Source organism: Acidimicrobiales bacterium (assembly GCA_035512495.1).
Lineage (GTDB): Bacteria > Actinomycetota > Acidimicrobiia > Acidimicrobiales > CADCSY01 > DATKDW01.
The window spans coordinates 44,977-56,975 of record DATKDW010000026.1 but is presented as its reverse complement, the minus strand read 5'-3'; the positions used below and the strand labels follow the sequence as shown (position 1 = coordinate 56,975).

Sequence of the window (11,999 nt, the reverse complement as noted above, 5' to 3'; positions counted from 1 at the left end):
CTTGAACCGGACGCGCTTGTACTTGCCGCAGTAGCACTCCCAGTCCTTGGTCGGCCCGAAGATCTTCTCGCAGAAGAGGCCGTCCTTCTCGGGCTTGAGCGTGCGGTAGTTGATGGTCTCCGGCTTCTTGACCTCGCCGTTGGACCACGTGCGGATCGAGTCGGCGGTGGCCAGACCGATCCGCAGCTGGTCGAAGTTGTTGACGTCGAGCACTTGTGAGTCCCTCTTCCCTTACGGCCTGGCGGCTTCGCGTCGTGCGTCCTCTTCGTCCGACCCTCGCTCGGGGCGGCTCAGGTCGATCCCGAGCTCCTCGGCGGTCCGGAACACGTCCTCGTCGAGCTCGCGCATCTCGATCTCCTCACCGGTGGTGGAGAGGACCTCGACGTTGAGGCACAGGGCCTGCATCTCCTTGATGAGCACCTTGAAGCTCTCGGGGATGCCCGGCTCGGGGATGTTCTCGCCCTTGACGATGGCCTCGTAGACCTTCACCCGGCCGAGCACGTCGTCGGACTTGATGGTGAGCAGCTCCTGGAGGCAGTAGGCGGAGCCGTAGGCCTCGAGGGCCCACACCTCCATCTCGCCGAAGCGCTGGCCACCGAACTGGGCCTTCCCGCCGAGGGGCTGCTGGGTGATCATCGAGTACGGGCCGGTCGAGCGGGCGTGGATCTTGTCGTCGACGAGGTGGGCCAACTTCAGGATGTAGACGTAGCCGAGCATCACCGGGCTGTCGTAGGGCATGCCGGAGCGGCCGTCGTAGAGCGTGGCCTTGCCGTCGGTGCCGATCATCCGGCCGCCCTCGCCGTACTCCTCGTAGGGCGACTCTGGGTGCAGCGCCCCGAAGATCTTCTTGATCGTCGGGTGCTTCCCGGCGCGGCCGACCTCGTCCCAGTGGGCGCCGTCGAAGACGGGGGTCGACACCAGGGAGGAGGCGGTGTTGCTCGGGCGGGTCTTGGTCTCGGTTCCGCGCAGTGGCTCGTCGCCGACGTCGACCTTGCCGTCGCCGCTGAGGTCCCAGCCCCAGCGGGCGGCGTAGCCGACGTGGGCCTCGAGCACCTGGCCCACGTTCATGCGGGAGGGCACGCCGAGGGGGTTGAGGATCACGTCGACGGGGGTGCCGTCGGCCATGAACGGCATGTCCTGGACCGGCAGGATCAGGGAGATGACGCCCTTGTTGCCGTGGCGGCCGGCGAGCTTGTCGCCGACGCTGATCTTGCGGCGGCGGGCGACGTAGACCCGGACCAGCTGGTTGACGCCGGGTGGCAGCTCGTGGTCCTCGTCGCGGCTGAACACCTTGACGTCGATGACCTTGCCGGACTCGCCGTGGGGCACCTTGAGCGAGGTGTCGCGGACCTCGCGGGCCTTCTCGCCGAAGATGGCCCGCAGCAGGCGCTCCTCGGGGGTGAGCTCGGTCTCGCCCTTGGGCGTGACCTTGCCGACGAGCACGTCGCCGGGCTCGACCTCGGCGCCGACCCGGATGATCCCGCGCTCGTCGAGGTCCTTCAGGATCTCCTCGGAGAGGTTGGGGATGTCGCGGGTGATCTCCTCGGGCCCGAGCTTGGTGTCGCGGGCGTCGATCTCGTGGCTCTTGATGTGGATCGAGGTGAGCACGTCGTCGGTGACGAGGCGCTCGGAGAGGATGATGGCGTCCTCGAAGTTGAAGCCCTCCCAGGGCATGTAGGCCACGAGGAGGTTCTTGCCGAGGGCCAGCTCGCCACCGTCGGTGGACGGGCCGTCGGCGAGGAGGTCGCCGGCCACCACCTTGTCGCCCGCGACGACGCGGGGGCGCTGGCTGATGCACGAGTCCTGGTTGGAGCGGCGGAACTTCGAGAGCCGCTCGACCGTGCGGCCCAGCTCGCGACCGTCGACGTCGGTCTGGCCGCGGTCGTACTCGACGATGATGTGGTCGCCCGACACCTCGGTGATGGTTCCCTTGCCGAGGGCGAGGACCATGTCGCCGCCGTCGCGGGCCGCACGGGCCTCGACGCCGGTGCCGATGAAGGGCGCCTCGGCCCGGACCAGCGGCACGGCCTGGCGCATCATGTTGGCGCCCATGAGGGCGCGGTTGGCGTCGTCGTGCTCGAGGAACGGGATGAGGGCGGCGGCCACCGAGACGATCTGCTTCGGCGAGACGTCCATCATCTGGACCTCGGCCGGCGGCACCGCGCTGATCTCGGTGGTGGCGCCGAAGAAGACGTCGCGCTCGAGCTGGAGCTTGAGGTCCGACAGCGAGGCGGCCTGGGGGCTGCGGCGCACGAGCACCTTCGCGTCGACGAAGGTGCCGTCGGGGTTGACCGGCGTGTTCGCCTGGGCGACGACGTAGTCCTCCTCCTCGTCGGCGGCGAGGTAGACGATCTCGTCGGTGAGCTTGCCGTTGATGACCTTGCGGTACGGCGACTCGATGAAGCCGAAGGAGTTGACTCGGGCGAAGGTCGACAGGGCGCCGATGAGGCCGATGTTCGGCCCCTCCGGGGTCTCGATGGGGCACATGCGGCCGTAGTGCGAGAAGTGGACGTCTCGCACCTCGAAGCCGGCCCGCTCGCGGGAGAGGCCGCCGGGGCCGAGGGCCGAGAGGCGGCGACGGTGGGTGAGGCCCGAGAGGGGGTTCACCTGGTCCATGAACTGCGACAGCTGGGAGGTCCCGAAGAACTCCTTGATGGCGGCCACGACCGGGCGGATGTTGATCAGCGTCTGCGGCGTGATGGCCTCGACGTCCTGGGTCGTCATGCGCTCGCGCACGACGCGCTCCATGCGGGAGAGGCCGATGCGGACCTGGTTCTGGATCAGCTCGCCGACGCTGCGGATGCGGCGGTTGGCGAAGTGGTCCTGGTCGTCGAGGCGGTAGCCGGGCTCGCCGTTGGCCAGGTTCAGCATGTAGGTGGTGGCGGCGAAGACCTCGATGCGCGACAGCGTCGACTGGTCGGCGTCGGGCAGGTCGACGCCGGTGAGGCCGAAGAGGTCCTGAAGGTGCGCGACCTCGGGACCGAGCTTGCGGTTCAGCTTGTAGCGGCCGACGCGGGAGAGGTCGTAGCGCTTCGGGTTGAAGAAGGCGTTCTCGAAGTAGTTGCGCGAGGCGTCGGGGGTGGGCGGCTCACCGGGGCGGGCGCGCTTGTAGATCTCGATCAGCGCCTCCTCCTGGGTCGGCGCGACCTCCTTGTCCTTCTCCCACTGCCCCTCGAGGAAGTCGAAGTGGCGCACCACCCGGTCGAGCAGGCCCGGGTGGTTCTCCTCGTCGTAGCCGAGGGCGCGCAGCAGGGTGAAGAGGCTCAGGCGGCGCTTGCGGGCCACGCGGGTGCCGGCGGTGACGTCCTTGCCGGGCTTCTGCTCGACGTCGAACTCGATCCACTCGCCGCGGTAGGGGTGGATGGTGCCGGTGACGAGCTGGTGCTTGGCCAGGTTGCGGAGCCGGAACCGCTCACCGGGCTGGAAGATCACGCCGGGTGAGCGCACGAGCTGGGAGACGACGACGCGCTCGGTGCCGTTGATGATGAAGGTGCCCTTGTCGGTCATCATCGGGAAGTCCCCCATGAAGACCGTCTGCTCCTTGATCTCGCCGGTGGTGGCGTTCATGAAGCGGGCCCGGACGAAGATCGGGGCGGAGAAGGTCATGTCCTTCTCCTTGCACTCCTCCACGCTGAACTTCGGCGGGGGGCGCAGGTCCTCGTCGTCGGGGTCGAACTCGAGCTCGAGGCGCAGCGAGCCGCTGAAGTCCTCGATCGGGCTCATGTCGCGGAAGGTCTCCGCCAGCCCCTGGTGGAGGAACCACTCGAACGACGAGCGCTGGATGCTGATGAGGTCGGGGAGCTCCAAGACCTCATCGAGGTTTGCGAAGGAGTAGCGGTCCCGGACGGCAGGGCGAGAAGGCAACGCGACAGCTCCTCAGAGGCGGATCGGCAGAGGGAACCGGCAGGCGCGCAGGGTCGCAAACGAGAGAACCGAAGGACGAGCAGGCGCGGGCACGGCAGAGCAAACCTACCGGGGGACCCCGACGGTCGCAACCCCGGACGGCCGGAGCCGGTCCGGACGGCCGTGCCGTCGGACAGCGAGAGGGTACGACGGGTGTGGCACATCCGTCAACGATCCCCGACCGCTACCGTCCGGGCCGTGGCCGGTACGGGTGCCTCCGAGGTGGTGACGGTGTTCGGGCGCATGCCCGTGCTCGAGGCCCTCGACGACGACCGGGTGGCGGTGCGCCGGGTGCTCGTCGCCCGCACCGCCCGGGGCGACTCGGTCGACGACATCCTCGCTGCCGCCGCCCGGCGGGGCCTCAAGGTCACCCGGGTGGCGCCGGAGAAGGTGACCCGCATCTCGGGCAACGGCCGCCACGACCAAGGCGTGGTCGCCGAGGTCGCGGCCCCGGCCCTCGAGGACCTCGAGGCGTGGCTGGCGCGGCTGGGGCCCGGGGCCCCCGCGTCGGTCGTCCTCCTCGACGGGGTCACCAACCCGGCCAACGTCGGCATGATCGTGCGGACCGTCACCGCTGCGGGCCTCCACGGCCTGGTCCTCCCCCAGGCTGGCTCCCCCGAGGTCGGCCCGCTGGTGATCAAGGCGTCGGCCGGGGTGGCCTTCGACGCCGCCATCCAGCGCTGCCCTACCGCCCTGGCCGGCGTGGAGGCGCTCGCCGCCGCCGGCTTCGCCGTCTACGGCCTCCGGGGCGACGACGCCACCACCATCTACGACACCGAGCTGGCCGACCGGGCGGTCTTCGTGCTCGGCAACGAGACCGTGGGCGTCTCGCCGGTGGTGGCCGAGCGGGTCGGCACCTGGCTCTCGCTCCCCCTCCACAATGGCGTCGAGTCGCTCAACGTGGCCAGCGCCGCCGCCGTCGTCGCCTACGAGCTCGTCCGCCGCCGCCTGACCTGACCGACGGTGGCTCTGGGCGGTGGATCCGGTCGCGGCGGCGACCACCGCCCAGACGGCCCGCGGTCACCGAGACCAAAACGCGGAAGAACCGGCCTGACGGCCGGCTCTTCTGCGGGTTGGGCAACGTTCGCCGAGGCGAAGGCTACCCGCTCGTGATGTCTGGTGCTACTTGACCTCGACGGAGCCGCCGGCGCCCTCGAGGGCCGTCTTGGCCTTCTCGGCGTCCTCTTTGGTGACCTTCTCGAGCACGGGCTTGGGCGCGCCGTCGACGAGGTCCTTGGCCTCCTTCAGCCCAAGGCTGGTCAGCGAGCGCACCTCCTTGATGACCTGGATCTTCTTGTCGCCTGCGGCGGTGAGGATCACGTCGAACTCGTCCTGCTCGACGGCGTCCTCGCCACCACCGCCGCCACCGGCAGCGGGGGCCGCGGCCACGGCCGCGGGGGCCGCTGCGGTGACGCCGAACTTCTCCTCGAAGTCCTTGAGCAGCTCGGACAGCTCGAGCACGGTCATGTTCGAGATCGCGTCGAGGATCTCGTCCTTGGTTGCCATTTGCTACGCCTCCTCGGGCGACTCGGTGGATGCCTCGGCGGCGGGTGCCGCCTCGGTCTCGGGCGCGGCCTCGGCGGGTGCCTCAGCAGCGTTCTCGGGTGCGGCCTCGGCGGGTGCCTCAGCAGCGTTCTCGGGTGCGTCGGCCACGGCGTCGGCCGCGACCTCGGTGGTCTCGGCCGCTGCCTCGTCGGCCGGGGCCGTCTCGGCGGGGGCCGCGTCGGTGGGGGCGCCGGGGGCGCCGCCCTGGTCGATGAGGGCCTTGATGCCGTAGGCCAGGTTGCGGGGCAGGGCCTGGAGCAGCCCGGCGAAGCCCTGCAGCGGGGCGGCGAGGCCGCCGGCCAGACGGGCGAGCAGCTCCTCGCGGGGCGGTACGGCGGCGAGGGCGGTGACCTCGTCGGCGGTGATGGACCGGTCGCCGAGCAGGCCGCCCTTCAGCACGAGGTTCGGGTTGGTGCGCGAGTAGTCGCGCAGCGCCTTGGCCACGTTGACGGCGTCGCCCTCCACGAAGGCGATGGCCGTGGGCCCGACGAGCAGGTCGCCGACGCCGTCGACCCCCAGCTCGTCGACCGCGAAGCGGACGAGGGTGTTCTTGTAGATCTTGTAGTCGCCACCGGCGGCGCGCACCGAACGACGCAGCTCGGCGAGCTCGCTGACCTTGAGGCCGCGGTACTCGGTCAGCAGGACGGCGGTGGACGACGACAGGCGCTCGCGCACCTCGTCGACCACAGCGACCTTCTCGGCCCTCGGCGAGCCGTGGCGGCCCGCTCCGTTCTCGTCCATGCACACCTCGATGTTGCGACTCAGGGCTCGCGCAGGCACGAACCCTGGTGCACCGAGTGCGTGTGCCAGGAGTTCGCCTCGTCAGGCGGGCCGGAGCCCCTTCGGCGCCCGCAGGCGCACCGGATGTCTGCGGCGAGCAGATCGGTTGTGGCGGTCAGGCTAGACGCCCCAGCGACACGGGCACCAAACCGGGCCCGGCCAGCGAGGTCGGCCAGCTAGATGTTGGCGGCCTCGACGACCTCGGCCCGGAGGCGGGCCGGATCGATCTTGATGCCGGGCCCCATGGTGGACGACACCGCCAGCCGCTTGATGTAGCGGCCCTTGGCCGAGGCGGGCTTCACGCGCATGAGCTCGTCGATCACGGCGCGGAAGTTGGAGAGCAGTGCCTCCGAGCTGAAGCTGGCCCTGCCGATCGGCACCTGGACGTTGGCGCCCTGGCGCTCGGTGCGGTACTCGACGCGCCCACCCTTGAACTCGGTGACCGCCCGGCCCACGTCGGGGGTGACGGTGCCGGTCTTGGGGTTGGGCATGAGGCCGCGGGGACCGAGCGCGCGACCGAGGCGGGCCACCTGGGCCATCAGGTCGGGCGTGGCGATGGCCACGTCGAAGTCGAGCATGCCGCCCTCGACCTCGGCGACGAGGTCCTCGGCGCCGACGTGGTCGGCGCCCGCCTCGCGGGCGGCGGCGGCGGCGTCACCGGTGGCGAAGACGGCCACGCGGACGTCCTTGCCGGTGCCGGCGGGCAGCGCCACGGTGCCGCGCACCTGCTGGTCGGCCTTGCGGGGGTCGACACCCAGCTGGATGGCGACCTCGATGGTCTCGTCGAACGTGGCCGACGCCAGCGTGCGGACGAGCTCGATGGCCTCGACCGGGCTGTGCAGGTTCTCGATGTCGAAGCGACGGGCTGCGTCGCGGTACTTCTTTCCTCGCGCCATGGTGTGGCTCCCTCGGGTGGTGGGTGGTGCCAGGGCCGGATGGCCGCTGGTCGCGCCCCGGGGCGAGGTGGACCCTCAGGGGCGCTTGCTGCTGAACTTGCGATTGTCAAGGGCTGGGCGTCTGCTCAACTGCTGCACAAGTTCTGCTCCTCGTCCGCAGACCTCTCAGACGAACTTGCGCCTTCGAAGGCCGAACGAGGAGCAGAACTTCCTCCGCAGTCGTTCAGACACCTTTCTTTTACTTGGCGACCTTGACGCCCATGGAGCGGGCGGTGCCGGCGACCTGGAGCTTGGCGGCCTCGAGGTCGTTGGCGTTGAGGTCGGGCATCTTGGTCTGGGCGATCTCGGTGATCTGGGCGTCGGTGATCGTTCCCGCCTGCTCCTTGCCTGGGTTCTGCGAGCCCTTGTCGAGCTTGATGGCGTCGCGGATCAGGACCGCCGTGGGGGGCGTCTTGGTGACGAAGGTGAACGACCGGTCCTCGAAGATGGTGATCTCGACGGGGATGATCGTGCCCTTCTGGGCCTCCGTGGCGGCGTTGTACGCCTTGCAGAAGTCCATGATGGCCACGCCGTGGGGGCCGAGGGCGGTACCGACGGGGGGTGCGGGGGTGGCGGCGCCAGCCGGGATCTGGATCTTGACGACGGCGGCGACCTTCTTCTTGGCCATGGTGTTCCTACTCAGTCACGTTGGGGCGAACGGGCAAGTGTGGCGGGCGGCGGGCCACGGGGGCAACCCGGCTCGCCGCCACGGGGGTCAGAGCTTGGCGACCTCGGCGAACTCGAGCTCGACGGGGGTCTCCCGGCCGAAGATGTTGACGAGGACCTTGACCTTCAGCTGGTCCTCGTTGATCTCGGCGATCTGGCCGGAGAAGTCGGCGAACGGGCCGGTCTTGACCCGCACGCTCTCGCCCACCTCGTACTCGAGGCGGGGGCGCTGGCGCTTCGCCGGACCCTCGAGGTCGTCCTCGTCGGGCAGCGTGAGGGCCGACTCCACGTCCTTGCGGGACAGCGGCACGGGCTTGGCGCCGAGACCGACGAAGCCGGTGACGCCCGGGGTGTTGCGGATGACGTCCCACGAGCGCTCCTCCAGGAAGCAGCGCACGTAGAGGTAGCCCGGGTAGACCTTCTTCTGAACGACGACCTTCTTGCCGTTCTTGAACTCGACGACGTCCTCCATGGGGATGACGACCTCGAAGATCGAGTCCTCCATGTTCATCGACGAGATGCGGCTCTCGAGGTTGGTCTTGACCTTCTTCTCGTAGCCCGACTGGGTGTGGACCACGAACCAGTCGCCCGGCCGGTCGTAGGGGCTCTCGCGCCTGCGGGGGGGCGCCTCCTCGATCAGGTCCTCGGCGTCGATGACCTCGGCAGCGACCTCGTCGGCCTCGGCCGGGGCATCGCCCACCGAGTCGGTGTCGGTGTCGGCATCGGTGTCGGCATCGGTGTCGGCATCGGCCTCGCTGTCGGCGAGCACGCTCGCCTCGCCCTCGGGGGTCTCGACCCCGGGCTCGGCGGACTCGGCGGCCGCGCCGAGCACGGCGGCGGCCTCCTCGTCGCCATCGGAGGTGGTGGTGGTCTGCAGGGGTTCAGGCACGGTGCTCACGAATCGAAGAGGAAGAAGACGGCTCGGGCGAACGCCCAATCGAGGGCGAAGATGAAGGCGGTGAGGACCAGCAGGGTCAACAGCACGATGATCGAGTAGCGGACGACCTCGTCCCGGTGGGGCCAGGCGACCTTGCGGAGCTCGCCGCGCACCTCCCGGACGTACTGCTTGGGCCCGGTTCGCTCCTTGGGAGGGCGACCGCCCGGGCGCTGCTGGCCCTTGGGGCGCGCCGGCTCGCCGTCGGGGCCGAGTTCGCCCTGGCGCTGCAGCATCCGCTTGGTCTCTCGGTTCATGGCCATGTGGTCGGCACCCGTTCTCGGCTGGTGACGTGCGGGCACCCGGGGGTGATCGGTGCCCGCTTGCGCAGGGCAGGAGGGACTCGAACCCCCAACCGCCGGTTTTGGAGACCGGTGCTCTGCCAAATTGAGCTACTGCCCTAAGGACGCAGCCACGATAGCACCGACCCCTCCAACGCCCCCCGTCGGCCAAGAGGGCCCCGGCCGAAGGCCGAGACCGCTCAACCGGAAGCGAGCGGGTGGCGCCGAGGGAAGGGGCCCGCCGCCGGAGCTTGCGGAGGCGGTGGGAAGGCCCCGCTCGGCGACGGGCCCCGTGAGCCCCTCAACCGGCGAGGCGCAGGCGGCCGCGGCGGGCGGCCAGGACCACGGCCCCCGCACCGGCCGCCGCCGCCGTGGCGACGGCGATCCCGCCGACGTAGGCCACGGTGCGGCCGTGAAGGATGCCCCGCACGGCGTGACGGTCCCCCGCCTCCTCCAGCGAGGCCAGCACGTCAGAGACGAGCCCGGGCGCCGGTCGCAGCACCTCGGTCCGCAGCGACCGCAGGGCCCGCATCAGCTTGCGGTACTGGGCCAGCTCGGCCTGGCAGGGCAGGCAGGTCTCGACGTGGCGACGGGTACGGCGGTCGTCGAGGTGCAGACCATCGGGCGATGCGGCCAGCAGGTCGGCCAGGTCGTCACACCGCACGGGCGGCCTCCCCGTCGTGGGCTCCGGGCCGCGGGTAGAGCTCCTCACGGAGCTTCCGCCGGGCCCGGTGCAAGCGGACCTTGGCCGCTGAGGTGGAGATCCCCAGCTCGGCGGCGATGGCCTCGTGGGGCAGGTCGTAGATGTCGCGAAGCACGATGACGGCCCGCAGCCGCGGCGGCAGGTCGGCCAGGGCGGCGGTGAGAAGGTCGCGGTCGGCGGCCAGGTCGGCCCGGGCCTCGGGATCGTGGCTCGGGTCGATGTCGACCACGACGTCGTCGTCGGGGAGCGGGTCGTGACGGTGCCGGCGCCGCCGGCCGAGGTGGGTCGCGGCGCAGTTGGCGGTGATCCGGTACAGCCAGGTGCTGAACTGGGCGTCGCCCCGGAAGCGGGCGAGGCCCCGGTAAGCCCGCAGGTAGGTCTCCTGGACCACGTCCTTCGCATCCTCCTCATCGCCGACGAGCCTGACGGCGAGGGTGTACGTCTCTGCTGACGTCGCCCGCACCAACTCGTCGAAGGCGGCCCGGTCGCCGCCACGAGCAGCGTCGACGAGGGCAGCCCGCGCTGCAACCATCGATCCTCCGACCTCGGGGAGGGGCTGACGGTTACGCGCCGGCACGATGGGAGCCACGGTGACCCCTAGCGGGTCTCCTTGTGGACGGTGTGGGAGCGGTCCCAGCGGCAGTACTTCTTCATCTCGATCCGCTCGCGCTGGTTCGACTTGTTCTTGGTGGTGATGTAGTTGCGGCGCTTGCACTGCTCGCAGGCGAGCGTCACCGCGACACGCTTCTCGTTGGCCATCGTTTTCCTCTCCTGCGGATGTGGTGCCCTGCCGGGCCGGTAGCGGCGGCCGGACTCGAACCGGCGACCTCTCGATTATGAGCCGAGCGCTCTCACCAACTGAGCTACGCCGCCGGGCGAGCCCCCTGTCAGAATCGAACTGACGACCTTTTCCTTACCATGGAAACGCTCTGCCGACTGAGCTAAGGGGGCGGGTGCTTGGTGCTCGGCCGCAGGCGCGGCCGGCTCGACATGGTAGCGGCTGGCCCTGACCGCCTGAGAATCGCCCGGTGGCCGCCACGACGGTAGGTATGGTCGACGCCGTGCTGATCCGCCAGGCTCGCCTCGATGACGCCGAGGGCATCCGGGCGATCTACAACCTCGAGGTCACGACCTCGACCGTCACCTTCGACCTGGTGCCCCGCAGCCCGGCCGAGCAGCGGGCGTGGCTCTCGGATCGCTCCGGTGCCCACGCCGTGGTGGTCGCCACCGAGGAGGGCCCGGCCGGCGACGTGGAGGTGGTCGGCTTCGGCGCCCTCTCCCCCTACAAGGAGCGCCCGGCGTACGCCACCACCGTGGAGAGCTCGGTCTACGTGCGCCGCGACCGGCACCGCCGGGGCGTGGGCGATGCCGTCGTCGCCGAGCTGATGACCACCGCCACCGCCCACGGGTTCCACGCCGTCATGGCACGCATCGTCGGCGATCACGAAGCCTCGATCGCCCTCCACCGCCGGCACGGCTTCCAGGTCGTGGGCACCGAGCGCGAGGTCGGCCGCAAGTTCGGCCAGTGGCTCGACGTGGTGGTGCTCCAGCGCCTGCTGGGCTGACGACTGGGCACGATCCGGTGCCGACGGCGGCCCTCGTGGCCGCCGTCGGGTCCGAGGGTGGGCCGGGGAGGATTCGAACCTCCGTAGGCTGAGCCGGCAGATTTACAGTCTGCTCCCTTTGGCCGCTTGGGTACCGACCCTCGGCGGCAACGTTACCCTGAGCGCATGCCGAGCTTTGACGTCGTGTCCGAGATCGACGGCCAGGAGGTCCGCAACGCGGTGGACCAGGCCCAGCGCGAGGTGTCGACCCGCTTCGACTTCAAGGACACGGGCACCGAGCTCGAGCTCGGCAAGGACGAGATCACCCTCCGTGCCGGCTCCGAGGACCGCCTGCGGGCGCTGCGCCAGGTGCTGGAGGAGAAGTTCGTCAAGCGCAAGCTCTCGCTCAAGTCCCTCGACTGGGGCAAGGTCGAGGAGGCGTCCGGCCAGGCGGTCCGCCAGGTCGTCACCCTCCGGTCGGGGATCTCGGCCGACAACGCCCGTGACATCAACAAGCGCATCAAGGCCATGGGCCTCAAGGGCGTCCAGTCGTCCACCCAGGGCGACTCCGTCCGGGTCACGGGCAAGAAGCGCGACGACCTGCAGGGGGTCATCGCCGAGCTGAAGGCCAGCGACATCGAGCTGCCGCTGCAGTTCAACAACTTCCGCGACTGACCACCGTCGGCGGGAAGCCGCGGCAGGACGGTC

14 protein-coding genes and 4 tRNA genes are annotated in these 11,999 nt (G+C 70.2%); 3 read left to right on the top strand and 15 right to left on the bottom strand.

Annotated features, from left to right (window positions below):
• Positions 1–213 (bottom strand): hypothetical protein (locus VMN58_03450; protein HUF32248.1); only part of this gene is annotated, 213 nt, incomplete at its 3' end.
• A gap of 18 nt (positions 214–231) precedes the next feature.
• Positions 232–3,864, bottom strand: a complete 3,633-nt coding sequence (locus tag VMN58_03445; GenBank protein HUF32247.1) for a DNA-directed RNA polymerase subunit beta — start codon at positions 3,862–3,864, stop codon at positions 232–234.
• Positions 3,865–4,101: 237 nt separating this feature from the next.
• On the opposite strand from VMN58_03445, the gene VMN58_03440 reads away from it, so the two are divergent.
• The gene (locus tag VMN58_03440; GenBank protein HUF32246.1) at positions 4,102–4,860 is read left to right on the top strand and encodes an RNA methyltransferase; all 759 of its coding nucleotides are present in this window, start codon (positions 4,102–4,104) and stop codon (positions 4,858–4,860) included.
• A 165-nt stretch (positions 4,861–5,025) separates the two neighbouring features.
• Here the strand turns inward: VMN58_03440 and rplL are convergent, their stop codons facing one another.
• The 12 genes from rplL to VMN58_03380 form a co-directional block, all read right to left on the bottom strand.
• Complete coding sequence (gene rplL / locus VMN58_03435; GenBank protein HUF32245.1) at positions 5,026–5,409, bottom strand: 50S ribosomal protein L7/L12; 384 nt, start codon at positions 5,407–5,409, stop codon at positions 5,026–5,028.
• 3 nt (positions 5,410–5,412) lie between these two features.
• Complete coding sequence (gene rplJ, locus VMN58_03430; protein ID HUF32244.1) at positions 5,413–6,189, bottom strand: 50S ribosomal protein L10; 777 nt, start codon at positions 6,187–6,189, stop codon at positions 5,413–5,415.
• 215 nt (positions 6,190–6,404) lie between these two features.
• Positions 6,405–7,124 (bottom strand): 50S ribosomal protein L1, encoded by a 720-nt coding sequence (rplA, locus tag VMN58_03425; GenBank protein ID HUF32243.1) that lies wholly within the window; start codon positions 7,122–7,124, stop codon positions 6,405–6,407.
• Between the two features lie 238 nt (positions 7,125–7,362).
• Complete coding sequence (gene rplK / locus VMN58_03420) at positions 7,363–7,791, bottom strand: 50S ribosomal protein L11 (GenBank protein HUF32242.1); 429 nt, start codon at positions 7,789–7,791, stop codon at positions 7,363–7,365.
• A gap of 87 nt (positions 7,792–7,878) precedes the next feature.
• Positions 7,879–8,727 carry a transcription termination/antitermination protein NusG gene (gene nusG, locus VMN58_03415; protein ID HUF32241.1) on the bottom strand — a complete coding sequence of 283 codons (849 nt, stop codon included), beginning with the start codon at positions 8,725–8,727 and terminating at the stop codon, positions 7,879–7,881.
• Complete coding sequence (secE, locus tag VMN58_03410; protein ID HUF32240.1) at positions 8,724–9,020, bottom strand: preprotein translocase subunit SecE; 297 nt, start codon at positions 9,018–9,020, stop codon at positions 8,724–8,726. The genes nusG and secE overlap by 4 nt, the downstream gene beginning before the upstream one ends.
• A 71-nt stretch (positions 9,021–9,091) precedes the next feature.
• A tRNA-Trp gene (locus VMN58_03405) sits at positions 9,092–9,165 on the bottom strand.
• Positions 9,166–9,345: 180 nt separating this feature from the next.
• On the bottom strand, positions 9,346–9,708 hold the full coding sequence (locus tag VMN58_03400) for a hypothetical protein (protein HUF32239.1): 363 nt from the start codon (positions 9,706–9,708) through the stop codon (positions 9,346–9,348).
• Complete coding sequence (locus tag VMN58_03395; GenBank protein HUF32238.1) at positions 9,698–10,279, bottom strand: sigma-70 family RNA polymerase sigma factor; 582 nt, start codon at positions 10,277–10,279, stop codon at positions 9,698–9,700. The genes VMN58_03400 and VMN58_03395 overlap by 11 nt, the downstream gene beginning before the upstream one ends.
• Before the next feature lie 65 nt (positions 10,280–10,344).
• On the bottom strand, positions 10,345–10,506 hold the full coding sequence (gene rpmG, locus VMN58_03390; protein ID HUF32237.1) for a 50S ribosomal protein L33: 162 nt from the start codon (positions 10,504–10,506) through the stop codon (positions 10,345–10,347).
• A gap of 40 nt (positions 10,507–10,546) precedes the next feature.
• Positions 10,547–10,620 (bottom strand) — tRNA-Met (locus VMN58_03385).
• Between the two features lie 5 nt (positions 10,621–10,625).
• Positions 10,626–10,698 (bottom strand) — tRNA-Thr (locus VMN58_03380).
• Positions 10,699–10,775: 77 nt separating this feature from the next.
• Between VMN58_03380 and VMN58_03375 the strand changes: the two genes are divergently transcribed.
• A complete protein-coding gene (locus tag VMN58_03375; GenBank protein HUF32236.1) occupies positions 10,776–11,312 on the top strand; it encodes a GNAT family N-acetyltransferase in 537 nt (178 codons plus the stop codon).
• 58 nt (positions 11,313–11,370) lie between these two features.
• Here the strand turns inward: VMN58_03375 and VMN58_03370 are convergent.
• Positions 11,371–11,452 (bottom strand) — tRNA-Tyr (locus VMN58_03370).
• A 25-nt stretch (positions 11,453–11,477) separates the two neighbouring features.
• Between VMN58_03370 and VMN58_03365 the strand changes: the two genes are divergently transcribed.
• Positions 11,478–11,966 (top strand): YajQ family cyclic di-GMP-binding protein, encoded by a 489-nt coding sequence (locus tag VMN58_03365; GenBank protein HUF32235.1) that lies wholly within the window; start codon positions 11,478–11,480, stop codon positions 11,964–11,966.
• Positions 11,967–11,999: the final 33 nt, after the last annotated feature.